The organism is Mucilaginibacter antarcticus (assembly GCF_042686155.1).
Classification (GTDB): domain Bacteria; phylum Bacteroidota; class Bacteroidia; order Sphingobacteriales; family Sphingobacteriaceae; genus Mucilaginibacter; species Mucilaginibacter antarcticus.
This window is the reverse complement of sequence record NZ_JBHUON010000021.1, coordinates 1-23,246: the sequence shown is the minus strand read 5'-3', so window position 1 is coordinate 23,246 and position 23,246 is coordinate 1. Positions and strand designations below refer to the sequence as shown.

Annotated in this window: 20 protein-coding genes, 1 tRNA gene and 1 riboswitch; of the genes, 17 read left to right on the top strand and 4 right to left on the bottom strand. The window is 41.5% G+C overall.

Annotated features, from left to right (window positions below):
• The first annotated feature begins 166 nt into the window (after positions 1-166).
• From ACFSYC_RS15500 to ACFSYC_RS15475, 6 genes are all read left to right on the top strand, one after another.
• Entirely contained in the window at positions 167-1,285 is a 1,119-nt protein-coding gene (locus ACFSYC_RS15500) for a trans-sulfuration enzyme family protein (protein ID WP_377129446.1), read from the top strand.
• A gap of 163 nt (positions 1,286-1,448) precedes the next feature.
• Positions 1,449-1,558, top strand: a riboswitch (SAM riboswitch).
• 202 nt (positions 1,559-1,760) lie between these two features.
• Positions 1,761-2,816 carry a homoserine O-acetyltransferase family protein gene (locus ACFSYC_RS15495; RefSeq protein WP_377129444.1) on the top strand — a complete coding sequence of 352 codons (1,056 nt, stop codon included), beginning with the start codon at positions 1,761-1,763 and terminating at the stop codon, positions 2,814-2,816.
• Positions 2,816-4,027 (top strand): homoserine dehydrogenase, encoded by a 1,212-nt coding sequence (locus ACFSYC_RS15490; RefSeq protein ID WP_377129442.1) that lies wholly within the window; start codon positions 2,816-2,818, stop codon positions 4,025-4,027. The genes ACFSYC_RS15495 and ACFSYC_RS15490 overlap by 1 nt, the downstream gene beginning before the upstream one ends.
• Before the next feature lie 139 nt (positions 4,028-4,166).
• On the top strand, positions 4,167-5,342 hold the full coding sequence (locus tag ACFSYC_RS15485; protein ID WP_377129440.1) for a glycosyltransferase family 87 protein: 1,176 nt from the start codon (positions 4,167-4,169) through the stop codon (positions 5,340-5,342).
• Complete coding sequence (locus ACFSYC_RS15480; protein WP_377129438.1) at positions 5,339-6,280, top strand: glycosyltransferase family 2 protein; 942 nt, start codon at positions 5,339-5,341, stop codon at positions 6,278-6,280. Before ACFSYC_RS15485 ends, ACFSYC_RS15480 begins: the two co-directional genes overlap by 4 nt.
• Positions 6,277-7,062 carry a polysaccharide deacetylase family protein gene (locus ACFSYC_RS15475; protein WP_377129436.1) on the top strand — a complete coding sequence of 262 codons (786 nt, stop codon included), beginning with the start codon at positions 6,277-6,279 and terminating at the stop codon, positions 7,060-7,062. The genes ACFSYC_RS15480 and ACFSYC_RS15475 overlap by 4 nt, the downstream gene beginning before the upstream one ends.
• Positions 7,063-7,222: 160 nt before the next feature.
• On the opposite strand, the gene clpB is transcribed toward ACFSYC_RS15475, so the two are convergent.
• Positions 7,223-9,823 (bottom strand): ATP-dependent chaperone ClpB, encoded by a 2,601-nt coding sequence (gene clpB / locus ACFSYC_RS15470; protein WP_377129434.1) that lies wholly within the window; start codon positions 9,821-9,823, stop codon positions 7,223-7,225.
• Between the two features lie 218 nt (positions 9,824-10,041).
• On the opposite strand from clpB, the gene ACFSYC_RS15465 reads away from it, so the two are divergent.
• Complete coding sequence (locus tag ACFSYC_RS15465; RefSeq protein ID WP_377129433.1) at positions 10,042-11,367, top strand: sensor histidine kinase; 1,326 nt, start codon at positions 10,042-10,044, stop codon at positions 11,365-11,367.
• Here ACFSYC_RS15465 and ACFSYC_RS15460 read toward each other — a convergent pair.
• Entirely contained in the window at positions 11,364-12,794 is a 1,431-nt protein-coding gene (locus tag ACFSYC_RS15460; RefSeq protein WP_377129431.1) for an ATP-dependent DNA helicase, read from the bottom strand. The two genes, ACFSYC_RS15465 and ACFSYC_RS15460, sit on opposite strands and share 4 nt — an antisense overlap.
• 59 nt (positions 12,795-12,853) lie before the next feature.
• Here ACFSYC_RS15460 and ACFSYC_RS15455 point away from each other — a divergent pair, with 59 nt between their 5' ends.
• Genes ACFSYC_RS15455 through coaD form a run of 4 tightly spaced genes read left to right on the top strand, consistent with a single transcriptional unit; the run spans position 12,854 to position 15,747 of the window.
• Positions 12,854-13,666, top strand: a complete 813-nt coding sequence (locus ACFSYC_RS15455; protein ID WP_377129430.1) for a DUF3822 family protein — start codon at positions 12,854-12,856, stop codon at positions 13,664-13,666.
• Positions 13,642-14,175, top strand: a complete 534-nt coding sequence (locus tag ACFSYC_RS15450; RefSeq protein ID WP_377129428.1) for an RsmD family RNA methyltransferase — start codon at positions 13,642-13,644, stop codon at positions 14,173-14,175. The genes ACFSYC_RS15455 and ACFSYC_RS15450 overlap by 25 nt, the downstream gene beginning before the upstream one ends.
• Before the next feature lie 40 nt (positions 14,176-14,215).
• Positions 14,216-15,235, top strand: coding sequence for a hypothetical protein (locus ACFSYC_RS15445; protein WP_377129426.1), 1,020 nt, complete (start codon positions 14,216-14,218; stop codon positions 15,233-15,235).
• A 50-nt stretch (positions 15,236-15,285) separates the two neighbouring features.
• Positions 15,286-15,747: a pantetheine-phosphate adenylyltransferase gene (coaD, locus tag ACFSYC_RS15440; protein ID WP_377129424.1), complete on the top strand. Its 462-nt coding sequence runs from the start codon at positions 15,286-15,288 to the stop codon at positions 15,745-15,747.
• Here the strand turns inward: coaD and ACFSYC_RS15435 are convergent.
• Positions 15,716-16,354 carry an NUDIX hydrolase gene (locus tag ACFSYC_RS15435; protein ID WP_377129422.1) on the bottom strand — a complete coding sequence of 213 codons (639 nt, stop codon included), beginning with the start codon at positions 16,352-16,354 and terminating at the stop codon, positions 15,716-15,718. The two genes, coaD and ACFSYC_RS15435, sit on opposite strands and share 32 nt — an antisense overlap.
• Here ACFSYC_RS15435 and pyrE point away from each other — a divergent pair.
• From pyrE to ACFSYC_RS15415, 4 genes are all read left to right on the top strand, one after another.
• Positions 16,353-17,003, top strand: a complete 651-nt coding sequence (gene pyrE, locus ACFSYC_RS15430; protein ID WP_377129421.1) for an orotate phosphoribosyltransferase — start codon at positions 16,353-16,355, stop codon at positions 17,001-17,003. The two genes, ACFSYC_RS15435 and pyrE, sit on opposite strands and share 2 nt — an antisense overlap.
• A gap of 4 nt (positions 17,004-17,007) precedes the next feature.
• Complete coding sequence (locus ACFSYC_RS15425) at positions 17,008-17,403, top strand: SRPBCC family protein (protein WP_377129419.1); 396 nt, start codon at positions 17,008-17,010, stop codon at positions 17,401-17,403.
• A 72-nt stretch (positions 17,404-17,475) separates the two neighbouring features.
• Positions 17,476-19,104 carry an ABC-F family ATP-binding cassette domain-containing protein gene (locus tag ACFSYC_RS15420; protein WP_377129417.1) on the top strand — a complete coding sequence of 543 codons (1,629 nt, stop codon included), beginning with the start codon at positions 17,476-17,478 and terminating at the stop codon, positions 19,102-19,104.
• A 6-nt stretch (positions 19,105-19,110) separates the two neighbouring features.
• Entirely contained in the window at positions 19,111-19,929 is an 819-nt protein-coding gene (locus ACFSYC_RS15415) for a carboxypeptidase-like regulatory domain-containing protein (protein WP_377129415.1), read from the top strand.
• Positions 19,930-19,936: 7 nt separating this feature from the next.
• Here ACFSYC_RS15415 and ACFSYC_RS15410 read toward each other — a convergent pair whose 3' ends face one another.
• Positions 19,937-21,385, bottom strand: a complete 1,449-nt coding sequence (locus ACFSYC_RS15410; protein ID WP_377129413.1) for a family 43 glycosylhydrolase — start codon at positions 21,383-21,385, stop codon at positions 19,937-19,939.
• A gap of 98 nt (positions 21,386-21,483) precedes the next feature.
• Here ACFSYC_RS15410 and ACFSYC_RS15405 point away from each other — a divergent pair.
• Together ACFSYC_RS15405 and hscB are read left to right on the top strand one after the other, a co-directional pair.
• Positions 21,484-21,556 (top strand) — tRNA-Lys (locus ACFSYC_RS15405).
• A gap of 311 nt (positions 21,557-21,867) precedes the next feature.
• Positions 21,868-22,398: a Fe-S protein assembly co-chaperone HscB gene (hscB, locus tag ACFSYC_RS15400; protein ID WP_377129412.1), complete on the top strand. Its 531-nt coding sequence runs from the start codon at positions 21,868-21,870 to the stop codon at positions 22,396-22,398.
• Positions 22,399-23,246: the final 848 nt, after the last annotated feature.

The window sequence follows — 23,246 nt, the reverse complement described above, 5'->3', positions numbered from 1 at the left end:
TCGGTTTTGAAAGCCTATTTTTGCACGATACTGAAAAAATAAAACCACAGTTACTAGTAGTAATATTGATTTTTTCATAGATAGGTTGAGTGATTATAGGTTTTGGGTTGCGTAAAATTAAAAACATTAACTAGTATTTATAATAAATGTGGTAATTTGATCTGTTATGAAAACAGAAACCATCGCCATTCACGCAGGCAACACTACCGATCATACCACCGGCGCCGTTATACAACCCATCACTATGTCTACCACGTTTGAGCGTATGGAGGACGAGAATTATAGGGAGGGCTATGTTTACAGCCGTTCTGCAAACCCCAACCGGAAGGCCTTAGAAAACGTACTCACCGCTTTGGAGGGTGGTATAGATGCTGCTGCATTTTCATCCGGCAACGCTGCAGGGATGGCTGTATTTCAGTCGCTGACACCGGGCACACACATTATTGCGCCTGATGATATGTACCACGGCTTGCGTAACCAGCTAAAGCAGTTATTTGCAGGGATACTTGAGTTTGACTTTATTGATATTGATGATGCCGACGTACTGAAAGCGCACATAAAGCCAAACACGGGTTTAATATGGATAGAGACCCCATCAAACCCGCTATTAAAAATTACAGACATCAAAAAGATCGTCGCAGTAGCAAAACAATACGACGTTAAAGTGGTGTGCGACAATACCTTTGCTACACCGATATGCCAGCAACCATTACGTTTGGGTGCCGACTTGGTAATGCACTCAACCACCAAATATTTTGGAGGCCACAGTGATTTAATGGGTGGTGCGCTGATAACCGCAGATAAGAGCGAATGGTGGCAAAAGATTCGCCAGGTGCAGGAGATGGGCGGCGCTATCCCCTCGCCTATGGACTGTTACTACCTGGTGCGCAGTATTAAAACGTTGCCTTACCGTGTAAAAGGGCATATGCAAAATGCGCAGCTTTTGGCTGAGTTTTTAAATACACATCCGGCTGTAGACCAAGTGCTTTACCCCGGGTTGGCATCGCACCCAAATCATGATATAGCTAAGGATCAAATGACCGGATTTGGTGGTGTGCTATCCTTTTGCGTACAAGGTGACCGCGATGATGCACACCGGGTTATTAACAAGCTAAAACTATTTACCAAAGCTACCAGCCTTGGTGGTGTAGAGAGTTTAATAGAACATCGTGCAACCATAGAAGGGCCTGACACTAAGACTCCGTTTAACCTTTTAAGGGTATCCGTGGGTTTAGAGCATATTGACGATCTAATTGCAGATTTACAGCAGGCGCTGGAAAGCTAAAATTGACAAACTACAGCTGATACTTTTTCGTTTCTTTTCGGCTTGGTCGTTCCGCTGTAGCTTTAAGCTCAAAAAAAATTTGGGTTTATAAAAATTATCCCCTTTATTTGCACCCACAAACGGTAGCAATACCAAATGATCAATTCCTCTTCGTTTAGGTTTTGGTTTATAAAGAAGCGGCGAGAGATTAGGCTCACTGACCCGCTGGCAACCCTCTAAAATTAGAGAAGGTGCCAATTCCTTCCCCGGTAAATATCCCGGGAAATATAAATTAATAACATGAAAAATTTAAAATATCCCGCCTGTTTAAAAAGTTCTGTTAAAGCCACTCATGGCTATGCATTTGCTTGCACATTTATGTGTTACGTGCACTGCTATTGCAAACGCAGTTAACAAGTTATTATTTACCCGAACAATTAAGTAAAACGATAACTGCACCCATCAATAAGGAGCAATTGAACTACCACACAAACAAATGAGCACACAATTATATAAATACGATAAACCTTTTGAGCTGGAGTCGGGCGCTGTTTTGCCCGGGCTGGAATTGGGCTATCATACTTATGGTACGCTCAACGCCGGTAAAGACAACGTAGTGTGGGTATGTCATGCCTTTACTGCAAACTCTGATGTGCTTGACTGGTGGAAGGGTTTATTTGGGATGGGTTACTATTTTAATCCCGAAGATCATTATATCGTGTGTGTTAACATGCTGGGATCGGCTTATGGCTCAAGCGGGCCATTGAGCATTGACCCTGCTACAGGGCAACCTTATTACTTAACCTTTCCGCAGATTACTACGCGCGATATGGTTAAATCACAACAACTAATGGCTAAAGCTATAGGTATTGATAGCATCCAAACTTTAATTGGCGGATCATTAGGCGGGCAACAGGCTTCTGAATGGGCAATTATGGAGCCTGGCTTTATAAAAAACCTCATCCTTATTGCATCTAATGCCAAACACTCCCCCTGGGGCATTGCTTTTAACGAGTCGCAACGCCTGGCCATTGCAGCTGATCCGACTTTTGAGCAGGGCATGCCTGATGGTGGCAGTAAAGGTTTAAAAGCAGCGCGTGCTATGGCGCTGCTCTCCTATCGTGGTTATAAAACCTACGGGATTAGCCAGCATGAGGATAATGAAGATGTAGTAGACAATTACAAAGCCGCAAGCTATCAAAACTACCAGGGCGATAAATTGGTAAAACGTTTTAACGCTTACAGTTATTGGTACCTAACCAAATCAATGGACTCGCACAATGTAGGCCGCAATCGCGAAACCATTGAAAAAGCTTTAAGCGCAATCACCGCGCGTACTTTGGTTGTGGCTATTGACTCCGATCTGTTATTTCCTGTTGAAGAGCAAAAATACCTGGCTAAAAATATTCCCGGAGCTATTTATGCAGAGTTTGATTCCTACTACGGGCACGACGGCTTTTTGATAGAGACAGAAGCGCTAACTAATATCATAACAGCATTTTTTAATACAGCAATAAACGGGCATACAGCCCAAATACACCAAACCGCATAATGAGTAAAAAATTAAATATCGGCCTTTTTGGCTTCGGCGTTGTAGGCCAGGGATTATACGATATCATCAGAACTAAAAACCTAAATATTGAAATTAAGAAGATAGCGATTAAAGACGCCAGTAAAAAACGCACATTACCAGAGCATTATTTTACGACCGATAAAGATGAGCTATTGAATAACCCGGAAATCAACACCATTATTGAGCTGATTAACGATACCGAGGCCGCCTATGAAATCGTATCTACAGCACTTAAGACCGGCAAAAATGTAGTATCGGCCAGTAAAAAAATGATCGCAAAATATCTTGAGGAGCTTATAGCTTTGCAAACAGAGCATGGTACATCATTACTGTATGAAGGGGCGGTTTGTGGTAGTATCCCCATCATCCGTAACCTGGAAGAGTATTATGATAATGAGTTACTGCACTCTATCAGCGGTATCTTCAACGGCTCGTCAAACTATATCCTTTCTAAAGGTTTTTTAGAGAATATGGATTATGACGCCGCATTAAAACAGGCACAGGATCTCGGCTTTGCCGAAACTGACCCGATTAGCGACGTTGGTGGCTTTGATGCTAAATACAAGCTGATTATTGCTGCTGCCCATGCCTATGGAGTGGTGATTGATCCTGACAAGGTATTTAATTTAGGGATTCAGAATTTAGGGGCCAGCGATATTCAATACGCCCGGGAGAAAAACTTAAAAATAAAGTTGGTACCCGTAGCTAAAGAACTGGACGAAGAACACGTTACGCTTTTTGTACTGCCTAAGTTTGTTACGGAAAGCGAGTTTTTATACAATGTGGAGTACGAATACAACGGTGTGACCGTACAAGCCGCATTTGCAGATCAACAATTCTTTTTTGGTAAAGGTGCGGGCGGCCACCCAACAGGTTCGGCTGTGTTGTCAGACATAGCGGCCTTGCGTTATGACTATCAGTACGAGTACAAGAAGATCAAAACCAGTGCAGGCTTAAATTTTACCAATGACATTGAGCTATGCATTTACCTGCGTTACGATAACGAAGACCTGGTAGACTTACTTGATTTTAAAGAAATTAAAGAGCGATATTACTCCGGCACATATAAATATGTTATTGGAAAAGTAAATTTGCAAAAACTGATAGAAAATCAAGCCCGCATATCGTCAGACAAAGCGTTTATTGCTTTTGCCGACCAGCTAGCAGGGGTCACTTTAGCTACGGCATAACAACATTTCAGTATGCTTAAAAAAGGGTTCTGTTCTTACAGAACCCTTTTTTAATTGCATATTGGCCGGGCTGAACGGCTCGTCAATTGTATTTTACTTTTTTTAGTTAATTTGCCAACCGAAATACCAGCCCCTTGTAATGGATAAACTTGCTAAATTCTTTACCAGTAAACCTTTCGTCTATGTGTTTTGGTTTGGCTTAAGCTTGTTTGCTGTTGTTAAAAGTGTAATATTAGGGCACACCCATATCCATAACAATTACTTTGTTTACAAATACAACTTTATACACGTTTTAGAGCAGCGTAATCTTTATCTGCACGATGCTGCCCATTATTTTGATCTTAATCATTACGGCCCCATCTTTAGCTATATTATAGCGCCGTTTGCATTAATGCCCGATGCTTTGGGCGTGGTTTTATGGGTGATGTTTACCGCTGGGTTATTACTATTCGCAATAAAACAGTTGCCTATAAGAGAGAACCATTACCTAATCATCCTGCTGCTCTGCGCCCACGAGTTAATGACATCAGCCGCTAATGTGCAAATCAATCCGCTTATTGCCGCGTTGATAATATTAAGCTTTACTTTCATAAAAAAAGAGCAGGATTTTTGGGCTGCTTTGATGATAGCGCTGGGTATGTTCATTAAGCTGTATGGTGTTGTTGGGCTGGCTTTTTTCTTTTTTTCCAATAACAAGATAAAGCTTATAGGCTCATTGGTATTTTGGTCGGTAGTATTGTTTATATTGCCAATGGCTTTATCCTCGCCGGGGTTTATCGTTCAGACTTATAAGGATTGGTACGCAGATTTAGTTCATAAGAACGTAGACAACATAGCTTCAACCCGCGAGGATGTTTCAGTAATGGGTATGGTACGTAAAATTGCTTTGCCTCATCTGTCAAACCTGGTGGTGCTGCTACCGGGTGTTGTACTATTTGGGCTTTCATACCTTCGTATCAGTTTATTAAAAAAGTTAAATTTTCAACTACTGATCCTTTCATCGACATTGATTTTTCCGGTAATATTTAGTACCGGGTCAGAGTCGCCTACCTATATCATCGCTTTTGTAGGCGTAGCCATCTGGTACATTAACGGCACACGGCCAGTTTCAAAGCTGGATATTGGTTTATTAATCTTTGCTTTGATATTAACCAGTTTATCGCCTTCTGATCTGTTCCCCAGATATTTAAAGCAACATTATGTTGATCCTTACGCGCTGAAAGCGTTACCATGCTTTCTAATTTGGTTGAAAATTATATATGAAACTCTGTTCAGAAAGTTTACAGATAAAGATTTAAAAGCGGTTGCAGCATGAAGAAATTATCAATAGTAATCCCCGCTTTTAACGAAGAGGAAAATATAAGCCACCTGGTGGCCGAACTTGACAAGTCTTTAGCTGACATAGCCTATGATTATGAGTACATTTTTGTGAACGATGGTAGCAAGGACAATACCCTGGTTGAGTTAAAGGCGCAGGCAGCAAGCCATTCGAATGTGTTTTACATCGACCTTTCAAAAAATTTCGGTAAAGATTATGCCCTTAAAGCTGGTATAGACATGGCTAAAGGCGATGCCATAATCACCATGGACGCCGATTTACAACACCCCCCACACCTGTTGCCGCAAATGTTGCAGCATTGGGAAGAAGGTTATGACATTGTTTACACCTATCGTAAAGATTCCAATCCGCACGTTGGTCGTTTCCAAAAGTTTGCTTCAAAAAAGTTTTACAAATTTATCAATGCTATCTCTGATATCACTTTAGAAAACGGGATATCAGATTTTCGCCTTTTAGATGAAAAAGTAGTGTATGAATTGAAGCAGATAAACGAGTACGAAATATTTTTCCGTGGTATGGTTAAATGGGTAGGATTTCAGCAAATGGGTATCCCCTATACCCCTGCTGCCCGCCACACCGGCGAAGCCAGTTATTCTTTTTGGAAACTGGTTAAACTGGCCGTGGGCAGTATTATGGCCTTTAGTGTTAAGCCCCTGTATATTGCCACAGGTTTAGGTTTGTTTTTCTCATGCGCAGCTTTGCTGTATATCCCGTATATCTTGATCAGTAAACTATATGGTTTTGACGAGCTTTCTGGCTGGGCATCATTAATTGCAACAGTAGCTTTTTTTGGGGGCTTACAGCTAATGGTATTAGGTATTATTGGCTCATACCTGGGCAAAATTTTTATGCAAACCAAGCATCGGCCAAACTACATCATCCGTTCAACCAATTTACCGCGCAGCAGAAAATGATATTATTAGGTTTTGATGTTGAGGAGTTTGATATGCCACTTGAGTACGGCAAAGAACTTGCCTTTGAAGAGCAAATATCCATATCAACAAGCGGTACATTAAAAATTCTTGACCTGCTTAAAGAAGCCGGTGTAAAAGCTACCTTTTTTTGTACGGCCAATTATGCAATAAACAAACCAGATATTATAGCCAAAATGGTGGACGAGGGCCATGAAATAGCATCGCACGGTTATTACCATTCGGATTTTAAAGTTGAGCATTTACTCCAATCCAAAATCAAGCTCGAAGAGATATCCGGAACGCCGGTTACAGGTTTCCGTATGGCGCGCATGATGCCGGTTGATGAAGCCGAAATTGCAAAAGCAGGTTATGCTTATAATACCTCTATGAACCCAACGTTTATACCGGGTCGCTATAACAATTTCAGCAAACCCCGGGCGTGGTTCTTTGATCATGATGTTTTGCAGATTCCAGCTTCAGTATCGCCATTGGTGCGTTTTCCTTTATTTTGGTTGACGTTTCATAACGTGGGACTGCCCCTGATTAAATGGATGAGCGCAGCAGCGCACCGCAAAGACGGGTACCTGAATCTATATTTTCACCCATGGGAGTTTACCGATTTAAAGCAAGAACGATTTGGTTTTCCAGGTTATGTCTCTAAAAACTCAGGCGATACTTATGTTGAAAAAATGAAAGCTTTTATCAAATGGGCACAGGTAATGGGTTTAGGCTTTATGCGGACTGATGAGTTTGCGCAAGAGATAATACGCTCCAAAAGATAGTTGTCATTGCGAGCGTAGCGTGGCAATCGCGAATTATGTACGGTCCACGCCGTTCTCGGTGGGATTGCCACGCTCGTTCCTCGCTCGCAATGACAAACAATATAAAACAAGAAAAGCGATCCAATTTGGATCGCTTTTCTTGTTTACCTATAACCAATAATTACTTCTCATTTGTATTCAAGAACACAAATTGGTTATCAAACATATCAAGTTTGATGTTGCTGTCTTTGTCGACCTTACCGGCAAGGATCTGTTTTGATAGCTCGTTCAAGATCCGTTTTTGAATAACCCGTTTTAGTGGACGCGCGCCAAATTGCGGATCGTAGCCAAGTTGAGCAAGCCAATCAAGCGCTTCATCTGATGCTTCTATCGCTACACCCATTTCGGCCAGTGTTTGTTGTACACCTTTAAATTGAAGTTTAACAATATCCGCTATCTCGCTACGGCTAAGCGGAGTAAACATAATAATCTCGTCAATCCGGTTTAGAAACTCCGGCCGAATAGTTTGCCTTAACACATCAAATAACTGACCTTTTGTTTTAGCAATTACCTCGTCTTTATCGCTCTCCTCAAAATCCTGGAAGTTTTCCTGAATAATATTTGAGCCGATGTTAGATGTCATGATGATGATTGTATTCTTAAAGTTCACCAAACGGCCTTTGTTATCCGTTAAACGACCATCATCTAATACCTGCAGTAAGATGTTAAATACATCGGGATGCGCTTTTTCGATCTCATCAAGCAAGATAACGCTATACGGTCGTCTACGAACGGCTTCGGTTAACTGTCCACCTTCATCATAACCCACATAGCCCGGAGGGGCTCCTATCAATCGTGAAACGGCATGGCGCTCTTGATACTCACTCATATCTATGCGTACCATAGCGTGCTCGTCGTTAAACAGGTATTCAGCCAAAGCTTTGGCTAACTCTGTTTTACCAACACCGGTGGTGCCTAAAAATATGAACGAACCAATTGGCTTACGTTTGTCTTGCAAACCCGCACGACTACGGCGGATTGCGTCACTTATAGCCTCAATAGCTTCATGCTGACCTGCAACACGTTTATGTAATTCATCCTCCAATGACAGCAGCTTCTCGCGCTCGCTCTGAATCATTTTAGAAACAGGGATGCCTGTCCAGCGCGATACCACACCGGCAATGTCTTCAGAAGTCACTTCCTCTTTCAACATCCGGCTGTCAGACTGGTTAGTCAGTAAGGCTTCTTTCAATTTCTCAACTTCTTCCTGCGCTTCGCGGATACGGCCGTAGCGCAACTCAGCTACTTTACCATAGTCGCCTGCGCGTTCAGCCTGATCAGCTTCCAATTTAAAGTTTTCAATCTGCTCAACTTTAGCATTGATGCCGTCAACCACATCCTTCTCGCCTTGCCATTTGGCACGCAATGAGTCTCGCTCCGATGACAGGTTAGCTATTTCTTCACTTAAAACCTTTACTTTCTTGTCGTCTTTCTCGCGCTTGATAGCCTCGCGCTCAATCTCCAGTTGCATGATCCTGCGATTCAATTCGTCAACAGCCTCAGGCACCGAATCCATTTCGATACGCAATTTAGATGCAGCTTCGTCCATTAAATCGATGGCTTTATCTGGTAAAAAACGATCTGCTATATACCGCTGCGACATCTCGACGGCGGCAATAATCGCTTCGTCTTTAATACGTACTTTGTGGTGCGCCTCGTAACGGTCTTTTAATCCGCGCAAAATAGAGATCGCGTCAGCGGTATCAGGCTCATCAACCAGAACAGTTTGAAAGCGACGCTCCAGGGCCTTATCCTTCTCAACATATTTCTGATACTCATTGAGTGTTGTTGCGCCAATTGCTCTTAGTTCACCACGTGCAAGGGCTGGTTTTAATATGTTAGCCGCGTCCATAGCACCTTCGCCACCACCGGCACCAACCAACGTATGGATCTCATCAATAAAAAGAATGATCTCACCGTCGGCTTGGGTAACTTCTTTAATAACGGCTTTCAAACGTTCTTCAAACTCTCCTTTGTACTTAGCGCCGGCAATAAGGGCGCCCATATCTAACGAAAAGACAGTTTTAGTCTTTAGGCTTTCGGGCACATCACCTTTTATAATCCTAAAAGCGATGCCTTCGGCAATGGCAGTTTTACCTACGCCTGGCTCACCAACTAATATGGGGTTGTTTTTTGTACGGCGAGACAAGATTTGTATAGTACGACGGATTTCGTCATCGCGGCCAATAACCGGGTCGAGCTTGCCAGATTCGGCATACTCATTCAAGTTTCGGGCATATTTGTTTAGCGCGTTGTAAGTAGCTTCGGCATTTTGATCGGTAACTTTGTTATCACCGCGCAAACTTGTGATCGCTTTTTTAAGATCCTTTTCGTTTACGCCAAAGTCCTTAAGTGCAGCGCTGGTTTTGTCGCTAACGCTTAAAATACCTAACAATATATGTTCCACGGAGACAAACTCATCCTTAAACTCCTTTAAATAACCTGTTGCTTTTTGCAAAGCCGAGTTGGCATATGATGATAGGTAAGCGTTGCTCCCGCTAACTTTGGGGAACGATGCAATCTGTTCGTCTAAGATAGTATTAAGGCGATTAATGTTTACGTTTAATTTTTTTAACAGATAAGAGATAACATTCTCATCAACCAGTAATAAACCTTTTAACAGGTGGGCCGTCTCTATAGCCTGTTGCTGATTACCGGTTGTAATTTCTGAAGCCTTTTGGACGGCTTCCTGGGCTTTGATGGTAAAATTGTTAAAGTTCATGTTTCTGTTCGGTCAAAATACTTGCCAGTAGTTATTTTATGAAATAATGTCATTCTAAAATCAATGGCAGTGCCTTTTTGGCGTGCGACCTTAGTTGATCCGTCTAAATTACAGTCAATTATCTTTTTTACAACTGAGCAATAACTCATTAAAAAATGACATGGAGCATAAATCAATTCAGTATTTTTGATATTTTTGGCCGACCCTATTAATAACGCGTGGAAACCCATTTTTTTAAAAGTTTAAGCAAAAAGTATCGTATCGCTTTTCGCAACTATTATACGTTGCAAAATTTGATGTCTATACGCAACTGCACGCTTATATTTTTCATCATCAATTTTACACTCAGGATTTTTGTACTTGCCCTCCCGGTAAACATTACTAAAGCCCAAAACTTCCCGGAGTTTGATCTCGCCAATTGGATAAATTTGGTATTAACGCCGTTATTTTACCTGGGCACTCACATTTTCATCAAAAAGATAAATGATACGAAGAAGGCCAGTCCGGGGATGATCCTGTTTGTGTTTGCTTTCGCATTATACATCATCTTGTGCGGTATGTATTCAGCCTCTATATCAACCGGCGACCCGCGCAACTCATTAACCGTATACCTAATTGCGCTTATTGTGATCAGTGTAATGTGTGTATTTGAGTACGACGAAATTATCGCATTGTTAATAGTAACGGAGTTGGCATACTCTGCGTTGCTATTTTACGCACACGCCGATGCTACAAGCATGTTGTATGACCAGCTAATATCGGTCGTATTGTTATCTGGCTTTTACCTAATATCGCGTTATTTTTTCTCCTATAAAGCGAGCTACTATCAACAGATATTAGAGATTCGTGGTAAAAATATTGAGATTGAGAAAGCCGGCGAATTTAAAAACCAAGTGCTTGGTATGGTAGCGCACGACTTACGCAACCCTATTGGCGCTGTCGAATCTATTGCCATGATGATGGAGCTCGACGAACTTGACGAAGATACTCAGGATAACGTCAACATGATCAAAGAGTCATGCAGTAAGGCCCGTGGGATATTGGATGATTTGCTTGAGGCCGCTAAAAACGAAAACATTAACGTAATTGAAACTCAAAAGGTAGAGCTTAACCAATATCTGAAGGGTATTATTGACGCTTGGAAGATACAAAACTCTATTGCGATCATACTGGTAAGCGCTGTTAATCCGTTGCACGCGCAGCTAAGCAAAGAAAAATTTACCCGTGTGTTGGACAACCTAATTAGCAACGCGCTAAAGTTCTCAAAAGAAACGGATAAGGTTGAATTGCACCTTAATTTAAAAGATAACACCATTAGTATAGAAGTAAAAGATCATGGCCTAGGTATCCCCCAGGATATGATTCCACATATATTTGAGCGCTTTAGCAAAGCCGGTCGCACCGGTTTAAAAGGCGAAAAATCCACCGGTTTGGGTTTAAGTATTGTCAAGCAGATCATTGAGAGCCACAAAGGTAAAATCAGCGTTAGCAGTATTGAAGGTAAGGGTACTACGTTTCTGATACAGCTGCCTGTCAGCCATTAAAGCGAATCATCTGCCGGCTCCCCGTAAAACTTATCATTAAAATTCACCAGGAACAGCTCCTTTGTTGCGCGGGTACAGGCCGTATAAAACCAGCGCAGAAAATCCATGTTCACCATATCATCCGTCAGGTAACCCTGATCAACAAACACCGCGTCCCATTGGCCGCCTTGTGCTTTATGACACGTAATGGCGTAAGCAAACTTAATTTGCAGCGCGTTATAATATGGGTTAAGCTTTAGCTCATTGTGTTTGGCGCGACGGTTGGGGATGTGATCGTAATCTTTCATTGCCTCGATATAAAGCCGCTTCTGATCGTCTTGCGTTAAAGCAGGTGCGTCGGTGTAGAGCGTGTTCATTAGAATTTTGCAATCCAGTACCGGGTCCTCCGCATAATCAATAAATTCAATCTGTACATCGGCAAACTTAAAGCCGTACATCTCTTCTATCTTTCGCACTTTTCGTATTTTGGCAATGTCACCGTTGGCAATAAAAGCAGTGCTTTGTTCCTGCTCAGCTTGCATCCAGAAATAATTATTTTTTACGATCATTATCTGGTCGCCGCCGGTTAGTTCTTCCTCGCGCCAAAGCAAGCGGTTGCGTATCTGTTGGTTATATAAGTTGGCATTTTTGTTTGAACGACATATCACCAGTGCATTTTCGTTGCCATACTTATTGTAAGCATATTCCAGTCCCTCCTCTAAACGCTGCCCGGTCATCCTAAAAACATCCTTGTAGCCCTTGGTTATTATTTGTGGAATGATTTCCATTTCCTGGCGAATGATCTCGCGGATACGGGTTGCATTGAATAATATGCCCGAGTCTTTTTGCTGACGCAAAACATCCGTTAGCTCATAGCTAAAAACTGTAAGCCCATAGTCGGCCTTTATTAAAAGCTCCTTAAGCGCAGGGCTATCAGCCGACCCTACCGGTGGCAGCTGAGCGGTATCGCCTACCAATAGCAGTTTGCAGTTTTTGTCGTTGTAAACATATTTTATCAGGTCGAAGAGCAGCGTGTCGCGGTTATTGCCGCTTAGCTGGTCTGATATCATAGAGGCTTCGTCAACGATAAAAATGGTGTTTGTGGCCATATTATCAGCTAACGAAAAAGAATCATCGACATTTAAAGCTGTTTTTTTTCGGTAAATACGTTTGTGAATGGTAAACGCCTTGCGGCCCGAATAGGCTGTGATAACCTTAGCTGCCCTGCCGGTAGGCGCCAGCAGTACCGACTTGTAATTATAGCTGCTTAAAGCTTTTACCAGTGCGCCCACAATGGTGGTTTTACCCGTGCCGGCATACCCCTTTAGGATAAAACATTCCTCGCCTCCATCGCTTAATAAAAACTGATCTAGCATACCAAACAGCTGCTGTTGCTGCTCGGTTGGTTGGTGCGGAAATGCTTGTCGGATCTGATTGTTTGCGGACACATTGCAAAAATGCGGATAACTAACTTAAGTAATCAAAAAAATAATACTTTTGTTATAGCATGAGCGAACAAATTTACACCTTCCGCGACCCTTCATTTAACATTAACCAAGCTTACTACTACACCTTGCTGATCCAACTCAGCGGTGGCTATTTTTCGTACGCCATAACATACAAAAAGCAGCTCATAGCTTGGGATACTAACTGCAATTTGGCTGAGCTGAGTAACCCGCAAGAGTTAGCGGAAGAGCTAAACGCTACCTATAAAAAGGTAGTTGTTGGTTTGCCAACTGATAGTTTCACGCTTATCCCCACACCTCTCTTTGCTAAAAACCAAATTGCCAATTACGCGCGGCTACTTGATGTAAAACAAGAGGACCGTGTATTAGCGCAGTCATTAGACGATAAAAACTACATTATATACAAGGTTGACGAAAAGATATTATCTGCCGTGCAGCGTTTTGATCTGAACAATGCAGTTTACAGCTACAAAGGCTGGATCACTGCCGCCGCGCAAAACAATCCGGGCAGCCAGGATATTTACCTGCATGCAGAAAACGGCAAAGCCGAATTCTTAAATTTTAAGAACGGCAGCATCCGTTACTACAATAACTTCGATTACAAAAACGAAGAGGATTTAGCGTACTATGCTTCTTTTGTTGTCGAAGAATTAGGCCTGTTGCCTCAAAACACCCATTTAAAATTAAGCGGCAGTATTAAGCCCGAAGACAAATACAGCAGCAGGCTTGCTGACTTTTATCAGCATGTTACATTTTTTAACCCGCCGCTGTTAGATGTGCCTGAGCAAATAAATGCTACACAAATTTTAACGCTTGCAGCATTATCGCTATGCGGATCATTGGAGGTACTTTAAAAGGTTTAAGGCTTAATCCGCCTAAAAACCTTCCCGTCCGCCCTACTACAGACCTTGCTAAAGAAGCGCTTTTTAATATCCTGCAAAATCAAATTGAGCTTGACGGCATTAAAGTGCTCGACTTGTTTTGTGGTACAGGCAATATTACCTACGAGTTTGCCTCACGCGGAGCACAACAAGTAATTGGGGTTGACCGAAGTATGCAATGCATTAATTATGTTAAGGATACATCGCGACAGCACGGCTTAAGTCAGATAAAAACCTTTAAAGCAGATATTTTTAAATATCTGCAGCTAGAGACAGACCAGTACGATTTGATATTTGCTGATCCGCCATATGACATGAATCAAATTCCAGAAATACCTAAGATCATTTTTGAACGAAATTTATTATTACCAGGTGGTTTGTTAATTGTTGAACATCAGTCGATGCAAAATCTTACTAATCACCCGGCTTTTACGGAGTACCGCCAATACGGGCATTCGTCATTTTCATTTTTTAAAAATTAATAATTAGTAAAGCCATTCATCCAGCGAATCAATTATACTTATGAAAAAGAGTTTCCTTTTAAGCGTTTTGGTCATTATTATAGGTATTGCTATACAAGGCTGCGGCAACGGTAATAAAGCAGCTAATACTTGGACTAACGATGATATAGATGCCGAGATTAAAAAGCAAGTGTCGCCTTTAAATGACAAGCTTTTTAATGCTATTATGGCAAGTGATGTCAATACAGTAAGATCTATGTTGTCGCCTACGCTGTTACAAAAAGCTGGTGGTAAAATTGATACTTTGGTAAACTCGACCGGAAAATCTTTCAACGCTAAGGCCTTTGACGTAAAGGACGAATACTATACCAAACATCATGTTAAAAAAGATCCTGACACGCTTTTAACTCAAAAGGGAAGCGATGATGATTATATGGTGACCTACAGAGCGATGAACGAAGAGATGTACACTTCTGTTCTGGTGTCGCAAAATTTACCTATAAATTGCTTGATTTTGGTGGTGTATGGCAAATATGGCAACGATTGGAAGATAAATATTTTGCAAATTGGCGAGTATACTATTGACGGTAAAAACTCGCAGGCTTTTTATAAGTTGGCGCAAAAGTATTATGACGGCGGCGATTTGCTTGACGCCGCTAACATGTTGGTATTAACATCGCAGTTGGCTAACCCAGCCGGCGATTTCTTCAAGTATAGAAATGAAGATACGCTAAAAAACTTTTATGCAAAGGTGATGGAGGATGCTAATAAGATATATAATTTTCCATATCCGATAAGGGATATTAAAACGATCCCGCAGATATTTTCTATAACGCCGGAGTTTGTTGCAGATAAGGGGCAACAAGGCGTGTATCCAATGATAAAGTATCGCAGCACTATTAAACTTACTGATGCTGAGGCCTTAAAAGCAGAAAACCGGGCTTTACAAGCCATTATAGGTAAGGTGTTTCCCGGAATTTTGCAGAATAATCCATTTATATTGTACAAAGCTTATAACTCGACCCCTGATGGCAAAGTGCCGGGCGATAATTATAATTTTATACAAAAAACGTCAAATTAATATATCATTTACTAGCAGTAAGTTATCTTTATCTATAAATAAGGCACACAATGAAAATAGCCCTTTTCCCCGGATCATTTGACCCGGTTACTAAAGCCCACGTTGATATCGTAAAAAGATCTGTTGGTCTGTTTGATAAGGTTTATATAGGTATTGGGACAAACAGCACCAAGGCTGGTTTTTTAAGTGTTGAAAAGCGGGAGCAAATGTTACGCGCGGTTTTTGAAACCGAGCCTAAAATCCACATAGTGGCATACGATGGCTTAACTGTAAACTTTTGTAAAAGCATTGGCGCTAATTACATGATACGGGGTATCCGCACAGTATCTGATTTTGAGTACGAAAAAGGAATCGCCCAAATGAATCATTCGCTTGCGCCTGATATTGAGAGTATATTTATTGTGAGCAAGCCCGGCTATTCGTCCATTAGCTCAACCGTAGTACGCGAAATTTTGCGTTACAATGGCGATATATCTCAATTTATTCCGAAAGAAGCTTTGGCCTTCCTGTAATTAAATCCTTCTTCTCTAAAACATCTAAAATTGAGGGGAAAGTATTGGTTAATATGGAGCCGATATCGTTTGGCTTAAACCATCTTACATCAGTAATACCCTCCTCAGTTTGTGGCTTCAGTTTATTTTGCCCTTTGGCGCTCATATCATACCAATGCGTCTTTTTTAACACTACCTGCTCTTTGTAAATATAAGTATGATAGGTTTTACATATTTTTTTGTCGCGCTTAGCAACTTCAATATTGCACTCCTCCTCTACCTCACGTACAGATGCTTCTTTTGGTGTTTCGCCCTTTTCAATCTTACCTTTCGGGAGGTCCCATTTATCGTTGCGGTGAATAAATAGCAGTTCGCCATATTCGTTGCTTACTAAGCCGCCTGCAGCCTCAATGACGCCCACGTCTTTCTTAATATTCTTTAAGAAAGCTTTGGCATTTAAGCACAGTACATAAAAAAGATCGCTTTTATGTGCCAACACCCTGTTATAAATTATTGATAAATCAAAGTCTTGACTATCAATCTTTTGGTATTGGTCAAGGTTCTCAGGCTCTGATTCTGTTAATAAGATAACTTTTTGGTTAATATAAATTCTGTATTTTTGGGCCATGTTTAATACTACTGAAACCGAACAACAGGTAGCGGAATTTCTGTTGCAAATTAAAGCAATTAAATTGCAACCTAATAATCCTTTTACATGGGCGTCAGGCTGGAAATCGCCAATTTATTGCGACAACCGCATAACGCTATCGCATCCTGCTATAAGAACATACATCAGACAGCAACTTACTAAAGCCATACAAGAAAAATTTGGATCTGTAGGTTGTATTGCTGGTGTTGCAACTGCCGGTATCCCACAGGGAGCTTTGGTAGCACAGGAACTTGGCTTGCCATTTATTTACGTGCGTGCTAAACCGAAAGAACACGGGCGCGGCAATATGATTGAAGGTGACATACTTACCGGCCAGCGTGTAGTTGTTATTGAAGATTTGATATCAACCGGCATGAGTAGCTTACAAGCAGTGTCTGCTTTGCGCGAGGCTGGTTATGATGTTGCCGGCCTGGCCGCTATATTTAGCTATGGATTTGATATTGCTACAGAGAATTTTAAGGCGGCAAATTGTCCATTTATTACACTGTCTAACTACACTGCATTATTGCGTTATGCCGAAGATCATCAATACATTACCCGTAAAGATGTTGACGTGTTAAGAGAATGGCGCGAAAGCCCGTCGACCTGGGGTACAGAAACAGCTTAATAATATGGCAACTTTTCAAGGCAAGACCACCATCAACCGTACGATAACTGATATTTATGCGTTTTTAAGTGATTTTAATAATCACAAGCAATTAATGCCTGATAACATACAAAACTGGACCTCGACTTATAACGAGGCTGGTTTTGGTATTCAAAATATGGTTCAACTATCACTACAGATAGTTGAGCGTATTGAAAACAGCGCGGTAAAAATTGTAGCTACCGGTAACCCACCTTTCCCGGTAAAACTATTATGGGATTTGCGATCAGCAGACGCAGGCACAGAGGTTACTTTCACTATTGATGCGGAACTGAACATGATGATGAAAATGATGGCATCAACCCCATTGCAAAAACTCGCAAATCATGAGGTTGAGCGCTTGGCGGCCGTGTTAAGTTAATTAACTAATCTATATTAACCAGTCTCTAATCTCTCAAAAAACATTACCTTTGCGCCAAATTACAGGTGCAGTATGATCTCGGTATCCAATCTATCTCTACGCTATGGTAAGCGTACCCTTTTTGAAGACGTTAACTTAAAATTTACTCCAGGCAACTGTTATGGCATTATTGGTGCCAACGGTGCGGGTAAATCAACGTTCCTTAAAATCCTTTCAGGCGAAATTGACCCTACCAGTGGTCAGGTAAGCTTCACTCCCGGCTTGCGTATGGCGGTGTTAAGCCAAAATCACTACGCCTTTGACGAATTTACCGTTCTGGAAACTGTAATGATGGGTCATAAGGAGATGTATGCCGTTATGAAGGAAAAAGACGCTATTTATCTTAAAGAAGATTTTACTGATGCTGATGGCGAACGCGCCGGCGAGCTGGAAAACCTTTTTGCCGAGATGGATGGTTGGAACGGCGAAAGCAACGCCGCTACGATGTTGAGCAATTTGGGCATTAAAGAAGAATTTCACTATCAGCTTGTAAAAGACCTTGATAACACACAAAAGGTACGTGTGTTATTGGCGCAGGCTTTATTTGGCAGCCCTGAAATTTTGCTACTGGATGAGCCGACTAACGATTTGGATCTTAAAACCGTAACCTGGTTAGAAGATTTTTTAGCCGGATATGAAGCTATTGTATTAGTGGTATCGCACGATAGGCACTTTTTAGATACGGTATGTACCCACGTGGTAGATATTGACTTTGCTAAAATGTCTATTTACACAGGTAACTACACATTCTGGTATGAGTCTAGCCAGTTGGCTTTAAAACAACGGTCTGATCAAAATAAAAAGACAGAGGACCGGATTAAAGAGTTACAAGAGTTTATCCGCAGGTTTAGCGCCAACGCGTCGAAATCAAAACAAGCAACCAGTCGTAAAAAAGCTTTGGATAAGATCAATCTAGACGAAATACAACCGTCTAACCGTAAATATCCAGGCATCATATTTAATAACCTGGGACGCGAGGCTGGCGACCAAATTTTGCAAATTGAAGGTCTAAGTAAAAGCCTTAATGGCGAAACTTTGTTTAAAGATATTCGCCTGATGATTAACAAGGGCGATAAAATTGCTGTACTGTCAAACAATAGTTTAGCAACCACTGCTTTTTATAACATACTCACAGGTAGAGATACCGACTTTAAAGGCGAATTTAAATGGGGCGTAACCATCAATTTGGCGGATATCCCTATGGATAATACGGAATACTTTAAAGGCAAGAATGATAACCTTATCGATTGGCTGCGCGAGTATTCGCCGGGAGAAAAAGATGACCAGTTTATCCGTGGCTTTTTAGGCCGCATGTTATTCTCGGGCGAAGAAGTTTTGAAGAAAAGCTCGGTACTATCTGGTGGCGAAAAAATGCGTTGCATGTTTAGCCGTATGATGTTGCAATCGGCCAACTTGTTGATGTTTGATGAGCCTACAAATCACTTAGATTTGGAGTCGATTACGGCTTTAAACAACGGTATGAAAGATTTTAGAGGCACTGTCCTATTCACTTCGCGAGATCATGAGTTGGTGGAAACTGTTGCTACACGTGTAATTGAGTTAACTCCCGGTGGTATTATAGATAAGCTAATGACGTATGACGAATATATCAATAGCGATGCTGTGCAGAAATTACGGGATGAGCTTTACGCTAAGAAATAATATCTAATGAATAAACTAATGCCTGCCATTATTGCGGTAATGTGTAGCACCGCTACTTACGCCCAATTAGTGACAGGCACTGTTATAGATGCTAAAACTAACCAGGCCTTACCCTTTGTAAATGTTGGCATAGTGGGAAAAAATTCAGGCACGGTTACTAATGACGGCGGTGCCTTTAGCTTAACCCTTGATAGATTTCATGCAGATTCTTTAAGGGTATCCATGCTTGGCTACCGACCGCGATCGTTTTTGGTGGCTGATGTAGTGAGGAACCCTAATCTGCTAACAATAGCATTAATCCCTGATGTATTAAGCTTAAAGGAGGTTAAAATAACAAGCCACAAACAAACGGGCGTTGTGTTGGGTAACACCACAACATCGCAGAGCTTATCGGCAGGTTTTCAGGAACATCTATTAGGGCATGAAATTGGGGCGGTCATCAAGATTAAAAAATCTCCGGCCCGGTTAAAGCGCTTTAATGCCAGTATTGTAAACAAGATGCAGAATGACTCGGTTAAACTACGTTTTAACGTTTACAATGTTAAAGCCGGCATGCCTGACAAAAACCTTCTATCCACAAACATTTTCGTCACCGTGTTTAAAGGCGATAAAGCAATTATTATTGATATTGAACCTTACAAGATTATGGTTGGAGGCGATTTTTTTGTAAGCCTTGAAAGCGTTCAGAGCATGGTAGGTAATGAAATTCAGCTTTCAGCAAGCGAATTCCGACGTAGCCCTATCATCACCCGTGGTGCTAGTCAAAGCGGTTGGGGCAACCTGGAACGCATTGGCGTTGGCTTTAATGTGTTGGTAGAATATTAATACCGTTTTATTTCCTAACTGCTGTTATGGTAGTGTTATAAATGAACTTAGGCGAATCCGTTCCCTTGGTAGCCCTGTCATATTCTAGCCCGTAGCACCCTTTTTTTGCCGCCGAAGTTAGGCTAATGGTATACTTTTTACCTGCGACAACCCGCACTTTTGTATTTACCGCAACATTACCCGGCGACCAGCTCAATTTGCCGGACGCAAGCGTAATTGTGGCTAAAATCTTTTCATTTGCAGCGTCGGCTATTTCAAGGTGTAAGTCGGCATCCGGATAAGCTGCTTTAAACATCGAAACGCTAACGGCGCTCAATATCCCTGATTTATTTGCTATGAAAGTTTGCGTACGCTTTAGCCCATTGTTTATGTCGCAACCCGGTGCATAGTTATGGTTCTCTTTTTTACCCGGTGTGTTGGGCACAGCCACTGTGTTTTGACATTCAATTGGGTTGATAGAACCATCAGCGGCAAAGGTTAAGGGCGCCCAGTAGTAATTAGCCAGCGATTCATTTTTGGCAGCATTGTTCCAAAGGTCGCTGCCATACAGAAATACATCCCCACCTTTTAATTTAATAGTTGACACGAATGACGGCTGCCCGCCGCAAGAGTTATCACTGATCCTGATTCCTTCAGACCATGGGCCCAACGGTGATTTAGCGGTTTTGTAAGACGAGCCTGTACCGGAGCAGTAACCGCAGTTGGGGTCCGAGTATACGACATAGTAAACACCTTTACGCTTAAACAACGCCGGCGCTTCTGTTTTGGTTACAGTAACTGCCTTTACTATTTTGCCGGTACCGGTAAGGTAGTCATCGCTTAGTTGCTCGATAGCTATCGCGCCGCCCGCCCGCCAGTCTGTAAAGGCCAGGTAAGCCGTTCCGTCATCGTCAACAAAAGTATCATGGTCGCCGTTATTAAGGCCGGCCACGGGCATTTCTGTATTCAGTGATAACTTGGGTTCGGCTTTTTCAATGAAAGGCCCTACGGGCGTCTTGCTGGTAAATACGCGGTAGCCTACCCTATTATCGTAAACGTTTATCCAGAGTACATACAACCTTGTTTTGGCGTTGTATATAACGTGTGGCCTAAAGCAGCCGTACGTGTTGCCATTGCAACGGGTTTGCCATACCGCGGTGCTGGCATTAAACAGCGCCCCACGGTCTGTCCAGGTTACCATATTTTTGGATGAGTACACTTTAAAACCGCAAAACGGTGCGTCTTTATGCCCCCACTCAAAACCGCAGCCATAGCTGGTACCGTATAGATAGTAAGTGCCGTTAAAGTAGGCTACCTCACCGTCGTGTGCGTCAACGGCGTCGCCAAGTTTGCTAAATTTGGTGACCTGCTCGCCTTTGGCGTTAAAGTTATTAAAGCTGGCGTTTTGTGCTTTAAGCATTACAGGCAGCAAACAGGCTGCTAATGTCCATATGCATATTTGACGGGTTATTTTCATAAAGGTAATCTTGGCGTGGGGTAAATATATTAAAATCAGATTGTATTGACGAGTTGCCAATTTGATATATTGCAGTATATTTGACTTCCACTTAAAACGACTTGGTAGCTCAGCCGGTAGAGCAACTGACTCTTAATCAGTGGGTCGAGAGTTCGATCCTCTCCCAGGTCACTTTATTGAAGCCTTAAGACAAAAGTCTTGAGGCTTTTTTGTTGCTGGGGTGATTCGTTTTAAAATATGAATCACATGAATCACTATTTTTGATTAAACTGCTGTAAATTAATGTTTTACATTTTTTGGCGAATCACCCGTTATCAGCAGTGTTACTTTAAGTTAGAAGCGTTAAAAATGTGTATTTAAATAACTTATATTTCATTAGACTTTTCGAAAGGTTTTTGAGTGAATCACTAAAAGTGAATCACTTTTTTTCACATCATTGCGGGGCTATGGCAACCTATTAATGAAATTGCTGTTACCTTTGTATGATGATCAACTACTTCGATTTTTACGCTATTCCGCAATCATTTAATCCTGATGGTGCCTTGCTTAAAAAGAAATTTTACGAACTAAGTAAACAATACCATCCCGATTTTTATGCTAATGAGAGTGAGGAAAAGCAACAGGAAATACTTGAACTTTCTACCCTGAATAATAAAGCCTATCAAACGCTTTCTGTGCCGCAAAAGCGACTTGAATACATTTTACGACTGCATGATCTGGTAGCAGACGGTGCAAAACCGCAATTGCCTGCAGATTTTTTAATGGAGATGATGGACATCAATGAGCGTATTATGGAGGTTGATAGCGCCGGAGATTTGGCACATATAACCGCAGAAGTGCTAGCAGTTGAGGGCGATATCAACGAAGAGCTTAACGGCCTGACCAGCGATTACGAGCAATTAGACGATACCGCCAAAGAAAGCCGACTTAACGATGTAGCAAATATTTACTACCGACAAAAATATTTATTGCGAATTAAAGAGAGTTTAGAAACCATAAGCAGCAGGTTATAAGCCTACTACTGTAAAAGCTCATACCACTTACAGCTATCAAACCTATAAACACCTAACTTCATTTTGTCAACTACTTAAGCGGTAACGCAAACCAATTATACTTTAGTGTTATCTAACCAACTCGAAAAGTTTAATGGACCACGGCCCATTAAACAACAAAGCCCCGATATTTCTATCGGGGCTTTGTACTCCAAACGTTTGAGCCCACGAACCAATTTTTAGATGACTTGAAACGTTTAGCCTCTCTATTTGAGGACTAAGTACCTTTCAAAATATCTACGCCGTTTTGAATTGAACCCTCATTAGTTGAAGGATTTATCAAAGTATCACAGGCGAAAGGTTGAATTATATTCTCCGAAAAATATCTATGTGTTATTAATCATTTTAATTCGGCAGCTTTCTTTGGTTTAATGCGGAAAGAGTATACCATTTTGGCGAAATAGTCACTTATACCACTATATTATACAGAAACATGAAATGAAAATTATGACGACGCTTTTACATATCTTGAAAAAAACAGCTGAAGTAAAAGATTATGATTCTTCTAGCCTAACCGCCCTATTTTGGGGCAAAATGTGCTTTTCTGACTTACAGAAGCAATTTACGGACTATTTTTGAAACTTAAAAATTTTGCTACGTTACGTATTTGTTACGGTTTTTACAGAGAATTGCATCTACGCAGATGGTAATACTCTATCAAATCACGGCATTATTAGTTACCGACTACAACAATACAATCAGGGCTCTTTATTTGATATTCCGGGGATGTTGACCACCTGATTCCGTGGCAAAGTGACCATGCAATTAGCTGGCGAACGATAGCAGCGAGAGCTGTAAAAGTGTTTTCA